Below are 18,170 nucleotides of genomic sequence, written 5' to 3' on the forward strand. Positions count from 1 at the left end.
AGCCGCAGCCGTCTCCTCGTGCAGCCGCGGGAGTCCGGCGAGGTCAGCGGTAGTCGTCCTCGTCGAGCGAAACCACACGCGCCTGTTCGGCCAGATCGGCCTCGTTCGCGGCGTCCCGGTTCACGCCCGTCAGGGGGTCGTCACGGTCCGGCTTGACCTCGGTGTGCTGCTCGGCGGCGTCCACCTCGGGGGCTTCGACGTCGATCTCCGGAACCGTGTCGGCCTCCAGGTCCTCGATCGTGTCGGGTTCGGTGGGGTCATGGGCCATGGTGGGCTCCCTTCCTACGAACGTCCCTGGTGAGCAGCAGGGGCCACATGCGGGTGCCCTCTGTACGAGCCTATGAGACGGCATAACCGGACGCCATGCCTCTCGCCCGTTCGCAGCGGACCGGTCCCGTTCGGGTTCACCCGTCGGTTCGGCGCAAACGTCGGTTCCGGTTCACCCGTCGGTTCCGGTCAACCCGGGCCCCCGCGGTTCACTCCGGGCGGGTTCAGTCCGTGACGGCTGGGACGGCTGTGACGGCGAACACATGAACCACGACGTGATCACCTCGTAACATTGCCGCATGTCTTCGACCGAGTCGCCGTCCGTGCCGGCCGCCAGTGTCCTTCCGAGGGTGGCGCCCGTCCGGGTCGGCGAGGGCGAGCGGCTGCGGTCCGTGGGGCTGCCCGGAGTCACCCTGTCGATCCGGTCCCGCCCTCCCGCGCGCGAGGGCCTGCCGCCCGCGCTGTACGTCCACGGGCTCGGCGGATCCTCGCAGAACTGGTCGGCGCTGATGGCCGAGCTGGACGGCGTCGTGGACGGCGAGGCGGTCGACCTTCCGGGCTTCGGTGACTCCCCGCCCCCGGACGACGGCAACTACTCCGTCACCGGGCACGCGCGCGCGGTGATCCGCTATCTCGACGCGGCCGGCCGCGGCCCGGTCCACCTGTTCGGCAACTCGCTCGGCGGCGCGGTCACCACGCGCGTGGCCGCCGTACGACCCGACCTCGTCCGTACGCTCACACTCGTGTCGCCGGCCCTGCCGGAGCTGCGCATCCAGCGCACGGCGGCGCCGACCGCGCTGCTCGGCGTGCCCGGTGTCGCCGCCCTGTTCACCCGGCTCACCAGGGAGTGGACGGCCGAGCAGCGGGTGCGCGGCGTCCTGGCGCTCTGCTACGGCGATCCCGGAATGGTTTCGCCCGAGGCGTTCCAGCACGCCGTGGAGGAACTGGAGCGGCGCCTGCAGCTGCCGTACTTCTGGGACGCGATGGCCCGCTCCGCGCGTGGCATCGTCAACGCCTACACGCTCGGCGGACAGCACGGGCTGTGGCGCCAGGCCGAGCGCGTGCTCGCACCGACCCTGCTGATCTACGGCGGCCGCGACCAGCTGGTCGGCTTCCGCATGGCCCGCCGGGCCGCCCGCGCCTTCCGCGACTCGCGCCTGCTGTCCCTGCCGGACGCCGGGCACGTGGCGATGATGGAGTACCCGGACGTGGTGGCCACGGCCTTCCGGGAACTCCTCGCGGAGACCGGGGACGCCCACACCGACTCGGACACGGGGAGCTGAGGCCGGCGTGGGACGCCACAGCCGCCGCGGCCCGTCTCCGAAGGACGACTCCGCGGACATACCCGCCGCCAGGCGCAAGGGCGGCACCCGGGGCGGGCAGCCGCTGCCCGGCCGGCGACAGGCGCCGACGGACGGGGCCGGCACCGGTGCCGGTGCGGCCGGGTACCCGCCGCGCGGCCCACAAGAGACACCGACGTTCCCGCAGGGCGCCGCGCCGCGTTCCGGCGAGGGGACTCCGGTGCGGGGTGTGCCTCGTTTGCCGGACGGCACGCCTGCGCAGGGTGTTCCGGGGTTTCCCGATGGCACGCCTGCTCAGGGTGTGCCGCGTTTCGGGGAGGGGACTCCGGCGCGCGGCGTGCCCCGGATGCCCGGTGGCGGTCCCGCGCGCGGTGTCCCGGGTTTTCCGGAGGGCACTCCGGCGCACGGCGTCCCGAGGCTTCCGGACGGCACTCCGGCGCACGGCGTCCCGAGGCTTCCGGACGGCACTCCCGCCCACGGTGTCCCGCGTCTTCCCGACGGCACCCCCGCCCACGGTGTCCCCCGTCTTCGTGAGGGCGCTCCCACCCGTGGGGGGCATCCCGAGCAGCGGGAAGCCGGCGGTGGGTGGGGTCGGTTCCCGGGGGCGGCCGGTCCCGGTGTGGTGATTCCGCGGCCGCGGCCGGGCGGGCCGGGGGCCGGTTCCGGGCCCCGGCAGGAGTACCTCGACGCCTTCACCGACGGGCGCGGCGGCGGTGTCGTCCTCGACGAGGACATCGACGTCTTCACACCTCGCACGGGGTCGCCTCGCCCTGCCGAGGGACACCCGGCCGACACGCCGGAGGCGGACGCCGACGACGCGTCCCCGTCCGGCCCGCCCGCGGAGCCCCCCGCCGGCCTCCCCGCGCAGCGCACGGGCGGCAAGGGGCGGGCCTTCACCGGGATCGCGGCCGCCGCCGTCACCACCGTGCTCGCGGTGGTCGTCGCCGGCCAGGTGACCGGGTCGCACCACGACGGCGGCGCAGGGTCGAACTCCGCCACCGACCAGGCTCGGGACGCGCGCACCCCCGGCGGTGAGACCCCGTCCGCCCCGCCAGGCACGGTCACGCTGTCGTACGAGCAGAAGATGGACCTGAAGTACCCGCTCAGCGCCACGCTGAAGGGCTCGGGGAAGTTCGCCGCCGTGCCCGGTTTCGCCAAGGCACCCGGCACCGGGCAGAAGTACACCTACCGCGTGGACGTCGAGCAGGGACTCGGCCTGGACGGCGAACTGTTCGCCGAGGCCGTGCAGAAGACCCTGAACGACGACCGCAGTTGGGCCCACGGCGGCGCCCGCACCTTCGAGCGGATCTCCTCCGGCAAGCCCGACTTCGTGATCACGCTGGCGAGCCCCGGTACGACCGCCAAGTGGTGCGCCAAGTCCGGGCTCGACACCACGGAGGACAACGTCTCCTGCGATTCCGCTGCCACCGAACGAGTGATGATCAATGCGTACAGGTGGGCCCAGGGCAGTAAGACATACGGGGACAAGATGTACGCCTACCGGCAGATGTTGATCAATCACGAGGTCGGTCACCGGCTCGGCCACGGCCATGTGACGTGCCAGAAGGACGGCGAACTCGCCCCCGTCATGCAGCAGCAGACCAAGTTCCTAGACCACGACGGAATCCACTGCCTGCCCAACCCCTGGCCCTATCCCAGGAGTTGACAGGCGCCGCTCATGTCACATTGATATGAGCCGCAAGGGCATTCGTATTTCTGGCGCCCTCATCGCCATGGCGCTCGCCTGTGAGCCGGACCTGCTGATCGCCGACGAGCCGACCACCGCCCTCGACATCACCGTCCAGGCCCAGATCCTCGACCTGCTGCACGCGCTGCGCGCGGAGACCGGCATGGGCCTGCTGCTCGTCACCCATGACGTGGGCGTCGCCGCCGAGAGCGTGGACGACGTCCTCGTCATGCGGCACGGCAGGGTCGTCGAGCAGGGCCCGGTCGGCACAGTCCTCGCCGCGCCCACCGCGGCGTACACCCGGGAACTCCTCGACGCCGTCCCGCGCGTGGACACCCGCCGTACCGGCTCCCGGGCCTCCGGCGAGGTCGTGCTGGAGGCCACCGGGGTGCGGCGCGAGTTCGGCCGCGGCAGGCGGGCGTTCGCGGCCGTGGACGACGTCTCGCTGACCGTCCGCCGCGGCGCAACGCTCGGCGTGGTCGGCGTGGTCGGCGTGGTCGGCGAGAGCGGCAGCGGCAGGACCACGCTCGGCCGCATGCTGGTCGTGCTGCTGGAGCCGACCGCCGGCACGATCCGCTACGCGGGCGCCCCGCACACCGGCGTGCACCCGGCCGTCCAGATGGTCTTCCAGGATCCCGTCTCCTCCCTCAACCCTCGTCGCAGCGTGGGCGAGTCCATCGCCGACCCGCTCCGCGCGCGTGGGGACCACGACGAGGAGCGCATCCGGGGGCGCGTGACGGAGCTGCTGGAGCGCGTGGGGCTCGAAAAGGCGCACTACGACCGCTCCCCGCACGAGTTCAGCGGCGGCCAGCGCCAGCGCATCGGCATCGCCCGGGCACTCGCCGCCGACCCGCGCGTCATCGTCTGCGACGAGCCGGTCTCCGCGCTCGACGTCACCACGCAGACCCAGGTGGTCGAGCTGCTCGGCGAACTCCAGCGGGAACTCGGCCCCGCGCTCGTCTTCATCGCCCACGACCTCGCCGTCGTACGGCAGGTCAGCGACCGGGTCGCGGTGATGCGCCGGGGCCGGGTCGTCGAGTCCGGGCCGGCCGACGAGGTGTACGACAGCCCGCGCGAGCCGTACACCAGGCAGCTCCTGGCCGCCGTACCGGCGCTGGACCCGGAGCCGGCGGCACAGCGGCGCGCGACGCGACGCGAACCGGCCGTGGCGTAACGTTTCGTGCACGGTTGATCGCCACATGAAGCCCTAGCGCGGCGGAACGCGACCCGCACGCGAAAGTTACGACCGTTCACCCCTTTTGGTGGCGCGATGGACAACCGTCCGTCGCGCCACCGCCTTGTCCGCTTACGTTCGTCCCGCTGCGAGCCGCCGGGGCAACGGCGGCTCACCGGACAGGAGATCGGGGGTGCACACGTGCGCATCGGACTGCTTACGGAGGGTGGCTACCCGTATGTGAGCGGTGACGCCGGACTCTGGTGCGACCGGCTCGTGCGCGGGCTCGACCAGCACGAGTTCGACATCTACGCGCTCAGCCGCGGCCGGCGCCAGGAGGACGACGGCTGGGTCGCGCTCCCGCCGCAGGTCGGCCGGGTGCGTACGGCACCGCTGTGGACGGCCGAGGACGACGGGGTCGCCTACGGACGGCGCACGCGCCGGCGCTTCACCGAGTGTTACGGCGAACTGGTCGGGGCGGTGTGCGACGGGACCGCGGCCGCCTCCGAGGAGGCATCCACCGATCTGGCGGACCGTTTCGGCAGCGCGCTGTACGGACTCGCCGAACTCGCCCGCGAGGAAGGCGGACTGGTCGGCGCCCTGCGCTCGGACGCCGCCGTACGCACCCTCGAACGCGCCTGTCGCGCCCCCGGAGCGCTGTGCACGGCGCGCGAGGCGCGCGTATCCGACCTCCTCACCGTCACCGCACACCTCGAACGCGCCCTGCGCCCCCTCTCCCTCGACTGGTACGGCGACGACGGCCTCGGCGCGGCCGATCTCTGCCACGCCGCCGCCGGCGGCTCCGCAGCCCTCCCCGGGCTGCTCGCCCGGCACTTCGCCGACGTACCGCTGCTCGTCACCGAGTACGGCGTACCGCTGCGTTCCCACTACCTGGCCCTCGGCCCCGACACCGCCGCCCCCGCCGTACGCGCGCTCCTCGCCGCATTTCACGGTCGGCTCGCCGCCGAGGTCTACCGGCGTGCCGAGGTCCTCACCCCCGGCAACGCCCACGCCCGCCGCTGGCAGGAACGGTGCGGCGCCGACCGGGCCCGGATCCGCACGGTCCACCCGGGCATGGACGCCACCCGCTTCGCGGAGGTCGGCGAGGCCCCGGACCGCGCCGACCCCGGGACCCTGGTCTGGGTCGGGCGTGTCGAACCCGCCAAGGACCTGATCTCGCTGCTGCACGCCTTCGCCGAGGTCCGCAAGGAGGAGCCCGAGGCACGCCTCAGGATCGTCGGCGCACCGTCGGGACCCGAGGGTGCGGCCTACCTCGGCCACTGCCGGGCGCTCGCCGCACAGCTGTTCCCCGACGAGGCGGAGGGCGTGCACGCCGTCGGCGACAACCCCGTCTCCTTCGAGGAGATCGGCGGCCCGGAAGCCCCCACGCTGCCCGAGGCGTACGCCGCCGGCGCGGTCGTCGTGCTGTCCAGCGTGGTCGAGGGCTTCCCGGTCGGCCTGATCGAGGCCATGTTCTGCGGCCGGGCCACGGTGTCCACCGACGTCGGTGCCGTGGTGGAGGTCATCGGGGGCACGGGACTCGTCGTCCCTCCGCGCAATCCGCGGGCGCTCGCCGAGGCGTGCGTGGCGCTGCTGCGCGACCACGAGCGCCGTGCGCGCCTCGGCGCCGCCGCGCGCGCCCGGGCGCTCGAACTGTTCACCGTCGAGCAGAACATCGCGGCGTTCGACGGCATTTACCTGCAGATCGTTTCGCACTGCCCGGTCCGCCGGGTCGTCCTCGACGAGGCCGGCGCTCCCCTGCCGTTCGCCACCCCCGCCGAGTCCCACGTCCCCGGCCGCTGGACCGGCCCCACGGCCCGCTTCCTGCCCCGGACCGTGCCCGGCTGGGCCACGGGCTCACCGGTGCGCGCGACACGACTGGCCGCCGCGGAGGGGGCGTGATGGACACACGGGACGACCGCACGGGCGCGGACCGCACCGGGGCGGTGGACGAGTTGAGCGACCGGGACACGCCACGAGCCCTCGGCCCGCTGGGCTCCCGCCCGGGCAACGGGGAGTCGGGCAAGCGGCGCGCCGCCGCGCCGCGGCGTGGTGCCGCCGACCCCGTGAAAGCCCTGCTGCACCGGCACCGTGAGCTGTGCGAGCGGGCCGTGGACCCGTTGGAGATCGCCGCCGGGCTGGAGGCACACGGCGTCACCGACCGGACCGCCGCCCGGTTCCGGCACCGCGATGTCTTCTCGCTCGCCGAGGAGTTGTACGCGCGCGTGCCGCGGGGCGGCGAGCAGGGCGCCGAGCCCGAGCCCCTGCCCGTACCCCGTGTGCGCAGGGACTGGGTCCTGCTCAGCCTCCTGCCGGGCGTCCTCGGCGGAGCCACCGTGGCCGGACTTCGCCTCACCCACGGACACCCCCGCCTGCTGGCCGCCGCCGTCGGCATCCTCGCCGTGGCCCTCGCCACACGCGCCGCACTGCGCCGCGGCCCCCTCGCCGGTCCGCCCGGCACGCACGCGTGGCGCACGGCGTACGGCACGCGCGCGTGGACCCTGTGGCTCCTCGGGTACGCCCTCCTCGGCGACGGCCTTCTCCACGCCGCCGCGACCGGTGGCCCCGATGCCCTGCCGACCGGCGCCCCGGACGGCTCCTGGCCCACGGCCGTAGCGCCCGCCGTGGCCCTGACCCTGGCCTGTGCCCCGGCGGCCTGGTGCGCCCACCTGCTGAGCGCGGGCGCCCGCCGCAGGCTCGCCGGCAGCCGGGGTCTGGAGGACTTCACAGCCGCCGCCAAGCCGCTGCTGTTCGGCACGTTCGCCCTGTTCCTTGGCGCGCTCACCGCCCTGCTGCTGGTGTGTGGCACCGTCCTGCACGAGCCCGTGGCCTACCCGCAGACCCTCGCCCTGGGCGCCCTGCTGCTGCTCGCCCGCCTGCTCACCGTGCACGGCCACCGGCACGCCCCGGCCGTGGCGCTCGGTGCGGCGGCGGCCACGGAGGCGGTGGCCCTCGCCCTGCCGCTGGCCGGAGGACTGCCGGGCTGTGCCGTTCTGACGGCCCCCGTACGAACGCTCCTGGACGCGTGGGGCGAGACCGCCGTCCCCGCCCTCGCCTGCGGCACGGCCGCGCTGGCCCTGCTGTTCCACGCCGGCCGCACCCTCACCCGGGCCTCGGCGCACGCGCCCACCGAAGCCCCCGACTGAATCTTCCGCAACCGGCCCGAACCGGCGCCGGAGGCGACCGCACCACGCCTTTTGAAGGAGAAAGCCAGATGACCACCTCCCGACCCGGAGCGTCCGGAGCCCCCGGAGCCGCCGGCGCGTCCGCAGCAGTCGCAGCCGCAGGCGCACAATCCGCCGGGACCGCCGGAGCCGGAGTCCGGGGAACCACCGGATCCGCCGGCACCGCGAGCGAGCGCGGACCCGCCGCACCGTCCTGGCCCACGGCACCCCTCGGCGCCGCCGGCCACCCGGGCCGGGCCTGTCACGTCGGCCTCAACGGTCATACTGGCCACGCTGATCACGTCGGCCCCGTCGGTCATCTCAGCCCCGCCCGTCAGGCCGGCGCCCGCACCCCGGGAGCTGTCCGATGAGGGTCCTGCTGATCGGAGCCAACGGATACATCGGCCGCTTCGTCGCCGACCGCCTGCTCGCCGACCCGGCCGTCCAGCTCACCGCGCTCGGCCGCGGCGACGACGCCGACGTCCGTTTCGACCTCGCCAGCGGCAGCCCCGGCGCGCTCACCCGCTTCCTCGACGCGGTCCACCCCGGGGTCGTCATCAACTGCGCCGGCGCCATCCGCGGCGGCGCCCGCGAACTGACCCGGCACAACACCGTGGCCGTCGCCACCGTCTGCGAGGCCCTGCGCCGCAGCGGCTGCGGGGCCCGGCTGGTGCAGATCGGCTGCAGCGCCGAGTACGGTCCGAGCCAGCCCGGCTCCTCCACCGCCGAGGACGCCGTACCGCGCCCCGGCGGCCCGTACGGGGTGAGCAAGCTCGCCGCGACCGAGCTGGTCCTCGGCTCCGGACTGGACGCCGTCGTACTGCGGGTCTTCTCCCCGGCGGGCCCCGGCACCCCGGCCGGCTCCCCGCTGGGCCGGCTCGCCGAGGCCATGCGGCGCGCCATGCAGTCCGGCGACGGCGAGCTCAAGCTCGGCGGCCTCGGCGTGCAGCGCGACTTCGTCGACGTACGCGACGTCGCGCGCGCCGTGCACGCCGCCTCGCTCTCCGCCGCGCAGGGCGTGATCAACATCGGCTCCGGCCGCGCCGTCCGCCTCCGCGACGCCGCCGCCGTCCTCGCGCGCGTGGCCGGATACGGCGGCGCCCTGCACGAACTCGACGCCCCGCCCGGCCCGCTGCGCAGCGCCATCGGCCACCCCCGCGCCGACTCCGACCACGCGGCCCCGGTGGCGTACCCGTACCCGGACGGCTGCGGCAGCTGGCAGCAGGCCGACGTGCGCACCGCGCGGGACCGACTCGGCTGGCGGCCCCGCATCAACCTCGAAGAATCCCTGGCCGACATCTGGATGGAGGCGGCATGCCGCATCTGACCAGCACCACAGCAGGCGTCACGAGCACCGGCCTGCGCACCGCCATCGGCGTCCCCGGCTACGCCCACCCGCTCGTCGCCCCCGCCCAGTGGGCCGAGCTAGCCCGCCCGGGCACCCCGCTGGACTGGGTGGTCCTCAACGTGGCCGCCGGCCCCGGCACCCGCCCGGACCCGCACTGCCTGGAGGCCGCGGGCCGGCTGCGGGGAGCGGGCGTCCGGGTCCTCGGCCACCTGGACCTCGCCCACGGCACCCGCGCCTTCGCCGACCTGCTCTCCGACGCCCACCGCCACCTCGACTGGTACCGGGTCGACGGCTTCCTGCTGGACCGCTGCCCCACCGACCGCACCGCGCTCCCCGAGGTCCGCCGCGCGGTCACCACCCTCCGGACGATCAGCGACACGGCCCACGTCGTCCTCGGCCACGGCAGCCATCCGCACCCCGGGTACGCGGAGAACGCCGATCAGCTGGTGACCTTCTCCGGCTCCTGGTCCGACTACCGCTGGTCGCAGGTCGCCGAGTGGACGGCCGACTACCCGCCGGACCGCTTCTGCCACTTCGTGCACGGCGTGCCCCGCGGCCACCTGGAGGAGGCGCTGCGCATCGCCCGCTGGCAGGGTGCGGCGACGATCTACTTCACCGACCGCACGGACCGGGGCGGCCGCACCGACCCCTGGGAGACCATGCCCGGCTACTGGGACGAAATCGTCTCGCGTATCGGAACAGGTGTCTCGGAATGAAGAAGGCCGTGGCAGTGTTACGGGGAGAACAACTGTAGTGATTGACCGACCAACGGAGTCCCCGTGTCGCTGCCACCCCTGGTTGAGCCAGCCTCTGAGCTCACCGTAGACGAGGTCCGCAGGTACTCCCGCCACCTGATCATCCCCGACGTGGGCATGGACGGGCAGAAGCGGCTGAAGAACGCCAAGGTGCTTTGTGTGGGCGCCGGCGGCCTGGGCTCGCCGGCGCTGATGTACCTGGCCGCCGCGGGCGTGGGCACCCTCGGCATCGTGGAGTTCGACGAGGTCGACGAGTCGAACCTGCAGCGCCAGATCATCCACAGCCAGTCCGACATCGGCCGCTCCAAGGCCGAGTCCGCCCGTGACACCGTCAAGGGCATCAACCCGTACGTGAACGTGATCCTTCACGAGGAGCGGCTCGAGGCCGACAACGTGATGGACATCTTCAGCCAGTACGACCTGATCGTCGACGGCACCGACAACTTCGCGACCCGCTACCTGGTCAACGACGCGTGCGTGCTGCTGAACAAGCCGTACGTGTGGGGTTCGATCTACCGCTTCGACGGCCAGGCCTCCGTCTTCTGGTCCGAGCACGGCCCCTGCTACCGCTGCCTCTACCCGGAGCCCCCGCCCCCCGGCATGGTCCCCTCCTGCGCCGAGGGCGGCGTCCTGGGCGTGCTCTGCGCGTCCATCGGCTCCATCCAGGTCAACGAGGCCATCAAGCTCCTCGCGGGCATCGGCGAGCCGCTGGTCGGCCGCCTGATGATCTACGACGCCCTGGAGATGACGTACCGTCAGGTCAAGGTCCGCAAGGACCCGAACTGCGCGGTCTGCGGCGAGAACCCGACCGTCACCGAGCTCATCGACTACGAGGCCTTCTGCGGCGTCGTGTCCGAGGAGGCCCAGGCGGCGGCCGCCGACTCCACGATCACTCCGAAGCAGCTCAAGGAGTGGATCGACGACGGCGAGAACATCGAGATCATCGACGTCCGCGAGCCGAACGAGTACGAGATCGTCTCCATCCCGGGCGCCAGGCTGATCCCGAAGAACGAGTTCCTCATGGGCACCGCCCTGGAGGGCCTCCCGCAGGACAGGAAGATCGTCCTGCACTGCAAGACGGGTGTCCGCAGTGCGGAAGTCCTGGCCGTGCTGAAGTCCGCGGGCTTCGCCGACGCCGTCCACGTCGGCGGCGGCGTCATCGGCTGGGTCAACCAGATCGAACCGCACAAGCCGGTCTACTGATCACGGTTCCCGCCGAACGGCGGGACTGACGAAGCCCACGGCATCTGACCAGTTCAGATGCCGTGGGCTTCTGTCGTCCGTGGTCGGCGTCGGTCGGACGGTCCAGCCTCGTTCAGACGGGACTCGAGTTCCCCCTCCTAGTTTTGGTGATCGCCAGAGAGACGACGTTCTCAACTGCCACAGGGAGACTCGATGTCCGACAAGACCACTGCCATCCTCGCTGCCCTCGACGGTGACAAGACGCTGCGTTCGGCGATCATCCAGCACCTCGCCACGACCCACGCGCAGGAGTTCGTCAACCCGCTGCGCGCCGAGCTCGGCGGCAACGACGACCTTTCGCTGGGCGCCGTGAACTCCAACAAGGAGTGGCAGGAGTAACGAGCCGCGACCCCGGCCGGGTTCCCTCCGGGGGACCCGGCCGCCCGTTTTTCCCCACACCCCTTGTCCAAGTCGAAACGGCGGTGATCGCCTTGCCCACCCTCGCCCCCGACGCGTGCGCCGTCGGGCCCGGTACGACCCGCGCGCTGCTGCTGCGCGACGACCGGGAGGCCCGCACGGAGCTGCTGCTCCGCCTGCTCTACTCGAAGACGTCCGCCGACGTGGTCGCCGACGCGCTGGCCGCCGGCGAGGGGCGGGTGTGCCCGGAGACGGCCGCTGTGCTCGCCACCGTCGACTTCCACGCCCTGACCGTGGAACGCGCGGCCCGGCTGCGGAACCTGAACCGCCACCTGCAGCGCACCTGCCCGCCGCTGTGGCAGTGCCTCGACAAGAAGACCCTCACCCCGCTGGTCGAGGGCTACGCGGACTCCGACGCGTTCTGGCGCAGCACCGGCCGCACGCTGTTCGAGAACTTCTGCCTGTACGCCCACGGCGCCGTCCGGGGCCGGTCCGCGCTGCTCGCGGACGTCTTCCAGCTCTTCGGGCTGGTGAGCCGCTTCTCCGCGCCCGAGCTGATCGCGCCGCCCGAGGACGTGTGCGCCTGTACGACCGGGATCCCGGGCGAGGGCATGGACCTGACGAAGTCGGCCTTCTCCCCCTGGGACGACGGCGGGCTGCTGCCGCCGGTCGTGCCGGGCGCCCTCCAGGTGGAGTCGTTCCGGTCCGCCTGGCGCCTGGTCGACGAGCGGGGCCGGCTGCCGCGCTCCGCGGAGCCCGGCGCGCTCGAACCCGGTGACCACCAGATCGTCGTAGCCGCCTTCCCCGGTCACCGGGTGACGGCCGCGGCCCTTCCGCTGTGAAGCAGGTCAGCATGACACCAGCAAAGGCACAGACCGTCGCCCGGCTCGGCTTCGGGCTCGACTGGCAGTACCGCGACCGCTACCCGCAGAGCATGGCCGAGCTGCGCACCAAGTACGACGGCCGGCTCAGCCACCTCTCGGTGGTGTCCCTGCCGAGCGCCGGGGACGCGCGGGTCTTCATGGACGAGTGCGCCCGCGGGCTGCCCGTGGTGCATCATCTGCCCGGCGTGGCACCGGCGGCGCCCGGCGGCCCCAACCTGGAGCTCTACACCCGCCTGGAGGCGGTGAGCGACGTCCTGGACGCCGTGTGGACGTGCGAGGACATCGGTCTGTGGTCGATCGGCCCGTATCCGCTGCCGTACTTCACCCCGCCCCTCTTCGAACCCGAGCTCGCCGACCACGTCGTCGAGGGCATCCGCACACTGCACCGCCTCGGCCGCTACCCGTTCGTGCCGGAGATCCCCTCCTGCACGCTGGCGGTCGGGCGGATGAGCCTCGGCGACTTCTTCCACCGGGTCACCGACGGCGCCGACTGCGATCTGCTGCTCGACGTCGCCCATGTCTTCTCGTACGCCGTCGCCGCGCGCCGGCCCTTCGCGCAGGTGCTGCGCTCGCTGCCGCTGGAGCGGGTGGTGGAGATCCATGTGGCGGGCGGCTACATCGACCCGACCTTCGACAACCGCTACCTCGACACCCACAGCCACTCGGTGGCCCCGGCCGTCATCGACCTGCTCCAGGAGGCGGTGGCCGCCTCCCCGCGGCTGCGGGCCGTGACGTACGAGATCGGCGTCGGCCTCGACGCCGGGAACCTCGACGAGGACTTCGGCCGGATCGAGGAGCTGCTCGGCCAGACCGACTGGACGCCGGCGGTCGTAGGCCCGTCCGGCCTGGCCCCGGCGGGTGCGGCATGACGGGGATCGGGGCGGGTGTCCGTGTCCTCGTGATGAGCGACGGGTCCGTACCGGCCGAGGAGGGCTCGCCCACCGACGGCCACACCGAGCGGGTGGCCCGGCTGTGCGCACGGCTCGCGCCCGGCGCGGAGATCGGGTACGCCTGCGCCGCGGACCTCAAGGCCCGCACTCTCGCCGCCGATCTGCGCCGCATCGTCACCGGCTGGGACGTCGTCGCCATGCCCTGGTCCTCCCCCGAACCGGACGCCGAACGTCTCGGCGTGCGACGCGCCTTCGAGGAGGTCGCCCGCGATCCGGCCATGCCCCTTTTCGTCGCCGCCGCCGGCCACGACGGCCCGGGACGCCTGCGCTTTCCCGCCTCCTGTACGTCGGTGCTGGCGGTCGGCGTGACGGGCGCCGACGGGGCGCCGACGGCGTACTGCGGGACGGACCTGGTGGGCCGCAAGCCCCAGGTGCTGGTCGCGGACGGGGCGTATCCGACCGAGTCCGCGTCCGGTGGGTTCGAGCCGATGCGGGGGACCTCGGCGGCGGTCGGGGTGGTCGCCGGGTGGGCGGCCGTGGTGCTGGGGCGGTTGCGGGGCGGTGGGAAAGCGGTGCCCTCGGCGTTGCTGCGGGCCGCGCTGCTCGCCTCGGCCGGGCCCGGTGGCGTGCTGGAGGGCGGGCCCGAGGATCTGGACGCGCCGGCCGCCCAGGGTGCCGACGTGCAGGTGTTCGCCCTGGACGGCGGGGAGTTGCGGCTGCGCGTCGGCGGCGGGCCGGCGCGGGTCGCCGTCGTCGCGACGGGGGCCGCGGAAACCGTCCTCGGCGGAGACCGGCCGCTGTGGCTGCCGCCCGCGGCCGAGATGTCCGTAACGGTTCCGGGGACCGAGCGTGCGACCGGCGCCGGATGGCTGGTGGCGGACGCCGAGGAGGGCACCGTCACGGTCGAGTGCTCCGGCCCGGCCTATGCGGCCGTGGGCGGGAGGGCCGTGGCGGAGGAGACCGGGCGGGCTCCGCACGCCGCACCCGCCGCTCGGCGCGGGCCCGTCGTCCTCGGGCTGTCCGCCAGCCACGACGCCTCCGCGTGTCTGCTGAGCGACGGGGTGCCGCGCGTCGGTGTGCAGCAGGAGCGGGTCACGCGGCGCAAGCACGACGGCGTCGGCTATCTGAACTCCCGTGCGGCGGCCGACTACTGCCTGAACTCGGCCGGGGTGGGCGCCGCGGAGGTCGACGCGTTCGCGTTCAACGCGCAGCCGCTGCTGCCCGGTTACGTCGGTCTCTCGGTGCCGTCCGCGGCGCGGGACTTCGACCTCTTCGACCCGTTCGACGAGCGGGTCGTGTACGTCTCGCACCATCTCGCCCACGCCTTCTCGGCGTTCTGGACCTCGCGGTTCGAGGAGGCGGTGGTCGTCGTCTGCGACGGCTCGGGCGGTTCCGTCCTGGGCGCGGACGACCTGCTGATCAGCGGGCCGGAGCTGAAGGAGTACCTGGAGCGGCCGCTGGAGGGGCGGCTGCCGCGGATCCACGTCTTCTCCGTCTACCACTTCGACCGCGGCGGATACCGGCTGCTGTTCAGGGAACTGGCCGACTCCTTCAACGTACGCGTCGGATCGTCGTCGATCGGGGAGACCTACGCGGCGGTCAGCCAGTACGTCTTCGGGGACTGGCAGGAGGGCAGCGGCAAGCTCATGGGCCTCGCCCCCTGGGGCAGGCCCGGCAACGCGGGGCCCAGTCTGCTCGAGGACGGCCCCGACGGTCTGCCGCGTTTCCGCGCCGACTGGAAGGACCTGTACCGCCGCCCGTCCGACGGCAGCGACCCGCTGGACCACGCCGACCTCGCCGCCCGCGTCCAGGCCGACCTGGAGGAGGCGCTCCTCGCCCGGGTGCGGTACGCGATGACGCTGGTCCCAGGCTGCCGGAACCTCGCCTACGCGGGCGGTGTCGCACTCAACTCCGTGGCCAACGACAGAATCGCCCGGGAGAGCGGCGCCGACCGCTTCTTCGTGGTGCCTGCGGCGAGCGACGCCGGCGTCTCCCTGGGCGCCGCGGCGGCCGCGCACTTCCGGCTCACCGGCTCGACCCGCAGGGACATCGGCGACTTCGACGACTACCTGGGCCATCCCTACACCCAGGAGGACCACGACAGCGCCCTCGCGCTCGTCGGGGACCGGGTCGCGGCCGAGCCGCTCAGCCTGCCCGGCCTCGCGGACCGGATCGCGGCCGGCGAGGTGATCGGCTGGTTCCGGGGCGGCTCGGAGTTCGGGCCGCGCGCGCTGGGCCACCGGTCGGTGTTCGCGGACGCCCGCAGCAGGGACACCTGGGACTTCATCAACGCGCAGATCAAGTTCCGGGAGGACTTCCGCCCGCTGGCGCCGATCGTGCCGGAGGAGGTCGCCGCGAAGTACTTCGAACTCGACGCCCCCTCCCCGCACATGCTGCGGGTGGTCAAGGTGCGCGAGGAGTACCGGGCCGAGCTGGCGGCCGTCACCCACGTCGACGGCACGGCCCGGGTGCAGACCGTGTCCGAGGCCGCCAACCCCGAGGTGCACCGGCTGCTGCACCTGGTCGGAGAGCGCACCGGCTTCCCGGTGATGGTCAACACCTCCCTCAACCGGCGCGGCGAACCCATGATCGAGACACCCGGCCAGGCCCTCGACATGCTGCTGGCCACGCACCTGAGCGGCATGGTCCTCGGCGACCGGTTCGTCCGCCGGCTCGCCGGACTCGGTACGACGCTCGACCTCGACTCCTGCATCGCCCTGGCACCCGGCGCCCGCCTCCGGTGGGAACAGGACGGGTCCGCAACCCGGCTGCGCATCACCGGCGGAGCCGAGGGGAAGGCCGGGCTGCGCCTGCCGGAGTGGGCGTTCACCGCGCTGTCGCGGGCCGGGTCGGGACGGCCGTTGTCCGCGTATCTGCCGGGGTGCCTGACGGGCACGGGCACCGAAGTCGACGCGGCGCTGGCCTTTCTGACGGCACTGCACGCGCGCTGCCTGGTGGTCGTGACACGCAGGCGTGCCGTGGCCGACCGGACGACCGCGCCGACGGGCGACAGCACGCCCGAGCCGCATCCACCCGTACGCCCCCGTCAGGGAGGCATGTCATGACCGACCTCCTCGCACCCGCTCAGACCCACGCCCTCACCTGGCTGGAGGAGCGCGGAGGCGCGCCCGCCATGGTGTCGTGCGGCACCTCGCACCGGTCCGTGGCCGCCGAGGAGGCCGTCGCCCGGGTGTGGCCGCTGCGCAACCGGCTCGGCATCAGCCGGGTCGCCGACCTCACCCCGCTGGACGTCCTCGGCATCCCGGTGTTCAGCGTGACGCGGCCGGGCGCCCGCGCCGGTCAGATCACCCTGTGCCAGGGCAAGGGCAACGGAAAGACCGAGGCGCTCGCCTCCGCCCTGTTCGAGGCCCTGGAACGGCACTGTGGTTCCCTGCCCCGGCCGCTGCGGACCGCCCGGCCGTCCGAACTCGACGCCGCCGGCCTCGTACGACTGGACGCCGCCGACCTCGGACTGCCCGCACTCCCCGACGAACCGATGGAGTGGATCGTCGGCACGGACGCCCGCGACGGAACCGACGTACTGCTTCCGGCCGCCGAGGTGGTCTTCCCGTACGACACCCCGCCGGGCCACGTACGGCCCGTACGCCCGAGCACCACAGGGCTGGCCTCCGGCGCGACCTTCGCCGAGGCCGTGCTGCACGCCCTGTACGAGGTGGTCGAGCGGGACGCCACCTCCCGCTATCTGCACGGCGGTCCGGGGCGGCTGGTCGGCCTGGACACCATCACCGGCGCCGCCGAGGCGGAGCTGCTGCACAAGTACGCGCGGGCCGAGGTCGACACGGTGGTCGTCGACCTCACCCATACGACGGTCCTGCCGACGTTCGCCGTGTTCCTGTCCGACCCGAACGCCGCCCAGGCCCACCTCGCCGTCTCCGGCTTCGGCACCCATCCCAACGCCGGGGTCGCGCTGCGCCGGGCGCTGACCGAGGCCGCGCAGGCGCGGGCCACCGCGATCCAGGGCAGCCGTGAGGACCTCGACCGGGTCGCCGACGTCTACCGTGCGGACCCGGCCCGGCAGCGCTCGGTGTTCCTGCGGCGCGCGCTGGCCGCCAAGGTCGAGGGTGTCACCGACTTCCGCGAGCTGCCCGACCCGCCGCCGCGGTCGACCCGCGCCACGCTGCGGCACGTCGCCGACCGGCTGGCGTACGGCGGCTACGACCGCGTCGTCTGTACCGACCTGACCGTCCAGGAGTTCGGCCTGCCCGTCGCCCATGTCGCGGTGCCCGGCATGGTCGACTCCGTCGTCGACCCCGGCAGGAGCCATCGTGTGGCCCAATGACACCGCCAGGCCGATCGTCTTCGGCGCCGCCTCCGTCCACCCGCTGGACCCGGCCGTGCTGGCCGGCGTGGAGCTGCGGCCGCCGGTGCGCCGCGGCGACCTCGCGCCGCTGCTCGAGCGCAGGCCCGGCACGGTGGTGCTGATCGACGGGTTGTTCGGCGGGTCGATGGCCGTCACCCCGACCGAGTGCCGGGAACTGCTCGACGCCGGCTGGACGATGGTGGGCGCCTCCAGCATGGGGGCGCTGCGGGCCGCCGACCTGTGGCCGCTGGGCGCGATCGGCATCGGCGACGTCTTCACCCTGTACCGGCTGGGCGCGCTGACCTCGGACGCCGATGTCGCCACCCTGCTGGACGCCGACGCCGACCACGCCGAACTGACGGTGTCCGTCGTCCACCTGCGAGCGGTCCTGGCGGCCGCGACCGGCTCGGGTGTCCTCGCCCCCGCTCTGCGCACGGCGATGTCCCGGGCCGCCGAGGTCGTCCACTGGACCGAGCGGTCGTGGCCGGCGTGCCGGGCGGCCTGGCGTGAACTGGGGGTGGCCGAGCCGGTGATCGCCGCGGTGCTGCGGCTCGGCCGGGAGACGTCCCTGCACCCGAAGGTGCGCGACGCCGACACCGCGCTGCGCTCGGTGCTGTCCAACGCCTGGATCGGCGACGGCGTCGATCCGGTGCGGCGCTGCCCGGCCTGCCAGGAGCGCCTGGAGGGTGCCCTGTTCTGCCCCACCTGTGTCTCCGAGGCGCACGAGACGTGTCTGTGAGTCTCCACATGTCTGGATCACCTGGAAAGGACCGGTGACTG

The 18,170-nt window shown here is 73.5% G+C and carries 14 protein-coding genes and 1 pseudogene; 14 read left to right on the forward strand and 1 reads right to left on the reverse strand.

Features of this window, described 5'->3' with window-relative positions:
* Positions 1-43 precede the first annotated feature (43 nt).
* Positions 44-268, reverse strand: coding sequence for an Rv3202a family protein (locus LMU33_RS27865; RefSeq protein ID WP_228623366.1), 225 nt, complete (start codon positions 266-268; stop codon positions 44-46).
* Between the two features lie 298 nt (positions 269-566).
* Here LMU33_RS27865 and LMU33_RS27870 point away from each other — a divergent pair, with 298 nt between their 5' ends.
* From LMU33_RS27870 to LMU33_RS27935, 14 genes and pseudogenes are all read left to right on the forward strand, one after another.
* Positions 567-1,550, forward strand: a complete 984-nt coding sequence (locus LMU33_RS27870; protein WP_228623367.1) for an alpha/beta fold hydrolase — start codon at positions 567-569, stop codon at positions 1,548-1,550.
* Positions 1,551-1,557: 7 nt separating this feature from the next.
* Positions 1,558-3,234, forward strand: a complete 1,677-nt coding sequence (locus LMU33_RS27875) for a DUF3152 domain-containing protein (protein WP_228623368.1) — start codon at positions 1,558-1,560, stop codon at positions 3,232-3,234.
* A 49-nt stretch (positions 3,235-3,283) separates the two neighbouring features.
* Positions 3,284-4,429: pseudogene (locus tag LMU33_RS27880) on the forward strand (ATP-binding cassette domain-containing protein); the annotation flags it as partial.
* Positions 4,430-4,630: 201 nt separating this feature from the next.
* A complete protein-coding gene (locus tag LMU33_RS27885) occupies positions 4,631-6,331 on the forward strand; it encodes a DUF3492 domain-containing protein (protein ID WP_228623369.1) in 1,701 nt (566 codons plus the stop codon).
* Complete coding sequence (locus LMU33_RS27890; RefSeq protein ID WP_228623370.1) at positions 6,331-7,575, forward strand: hypothetical protein; 1,245 nt, start codon at positions 6,331-6,333, stop codon at positions 7,573-7,575. Before LMU33_RS27885 ends, LMU33_RS27890 begins: the two co-directional genes overlap by 1 nt.
* A 385-nt stretch (positions 7,576-7,960) precedes the next feature.
* A complete protein-coding gene (locus LMU33_RS27895) occupies positions 7,961-8,920 on the forward strand; it encodes an NAD-dependent epimerase/dehydratase family protein (protein ID WP_228623371.1) in 960 nt (319 codons plus the stop codon).
* Positions 8,908-9,657 carry a spherulation-specific family 4 protein gene (locus LMU33_RS27900; protein ID WP_228623372.1) on the forward strand — a complete coding sequence of 250 codons (750 nt, stop codon included), beginning with the start codon at positions 8,908-8,910 and terminating at the stop codon, positions 9,655-9,657. The genes LMU33_RS27895 and LMU33_RS27900 overlap by 13 nt, the downstream gene beginning before the upstream one ends.
* A 63-nt stretch (positions 9,658-9,720) precedes the next feature.
* Positions 9,721-10,899: an adenylyltransferase/sulfurtransferase MoeZ gene (gene moeZ, locus LMU33_RS27905; protein ID WP_228623373.1), complete on the forward strand. Its 1,179-nt coding sequence runs from the start codon at positions 9,721-9,723 to the stop codon at positions 10,897-10,899.
* A 192-nt stretch (positions 10,900-11,091) separates the two neighbouring features.
* Positions 11,092-11,277 (forward strand): hypothetical protein, encoded by a 186-nt coding sequence (locus tag LMU33_RS27910; protein WP_228623374.1) that lies wholly within the window; start codon positions 11,092-11,094, stop codon positions 11,275-11,277.
* A 92-nt stretch (positions 11,278-11,369) separates the two neighbouring features.
* Positions 11,370-12,137, forward strand: a complete 768-nt coding sequence (locus LMU33_RS27915; protein WP_228623375.1) for a hypothetical protein — start codon at positions 11,370-11,372, stop codon at positions 12,135-12,137.
* 11 nt (positions 12,138-12,148) lie between these two features.
* The gene (locus LMU33_RS27920) at positions 12,149-13,048 is read left to right on the forward strand and encodes a multinuclear nonheme iron-dependent oxidase (protein ID WP_228623376.1); all 900 of its coding nucleotides are present in this window, start codon (positions 12,149-12,151) and stop codon (positions 13,046-13,048) included.
* The gene (locus tag LMU33_RS27925) at positions 13,045-16,134 is read left to right on the forward strand and encodes a carbamoyltransferase C-terminal domain-containing protein (RefSeq protein ID WP_228623377.1); all 3,090 of its coding nucleotides are present in this window, start codon (positions 13,045-13,047) and stop codon (positions 16,132-16,134) included. The genes LMU33_RS27920 and LMU33_RS27925 overlap by 4 nt, the downstream gene beginning before the upstream one ends.
* Entirely contained in the window at positions 16,131-17,369 is a 1,239-nt protein-coding gene (locus LMU33_RS27930; RefSeq protein WP_228623378.1) for a YcaO-like family protein, read from the forward strand. Before LMU33_RS27925 ends, LMU33_RS27930 begins: the two co-directional genes overlap by 4 nt.
* Positions 17,356-18,129: a TfuA-like protein gene (locus tag LMU33_RS27935; protein ID WP_228623379.1), complete on the forward strand. Its 774-nt coding sequence runs from the start codon at positions 17,356-17,358 to the stop codon at positions 18,127-18,129. The genes LMU33_RS27930 and LMU33_RS27935 overlap by 14 nt, the downstream gene beginning before the upstream one ends.
* Positions 18,130-18,170: the final 41 nt, after the last annotated feature.

Origin of the sequence: Streptomyces barringtoniae (genome assembly GCF_020819595.1) — a bacterium.
Lineage (GTDB): Bacteria > Actinomycetota > Actinomycetes > Streptomycetales > Streptomycetaceae > Streptomyces > Streptomyces barringtoniae.

Coding starts and splice junctions, on each gene's coding strand:
- LMU33_RS27865 (WP_228623366.1), bottom strand. CDS start 268: ATGGCCCATGACCCCACCGAACCCGACACGATCGAGGACCTGGAGGCC.
- LMU33_RS27870 (WP_228623367.1), top strand. CDS start 567: ATGTCTTCGACCGAGTCGCCGTCCGTGCCGGCCGCCAGTGTCCTTCCG.
- LMU33_RS27890 (WP_228623370.1), top strand. CDS start 6,331: ATGGACACACGGGACGACCGCACGGGCGCGGACCGCACCGGGGCGGTG.
- LMU33_RS27895 (WP_228623371.1), top strand. CDS start 7,961: ATGAGGGTCCTGCTGATCGGAGCCAACGGATACATCGGCCGCTTCGTC.
- LMU33_RS27900 (WP_228623372.1), top strand. CDS start 8,908: ATGCCGCATCTGACCAGCACCACAGCAGGCGTCACGAGCACCGGCCTG.
- LMU33_RS27910 (WP_228623374.1), top strand. CDS start 11,092: ATGTCCGACAAGACCACTGCCATCCTCGCTGCCCTCGACGGTGACAAG.
- LMU33_RS27920 (WP_228623376.1), top strand. CDS start 12,149: ATGACACCAGCAAAGGCACAGACCGTCGCCCGGCTCGGCTTCGGGCTC.
- LMU33_RS27925 (WP_228623377.1), top strand. CDS start 13,045: ATGACGGGGATCGGGGCGGGTGTCCGTGTCCTCGTGATGAGCGACGGG.
- LMU33_RS27930 (WP_228623378.1), top strand. CDS start 16,131: ATGACCGACCTCCTCGCACCCGCTCAGACCCACGCCCTCACCTGGCTG.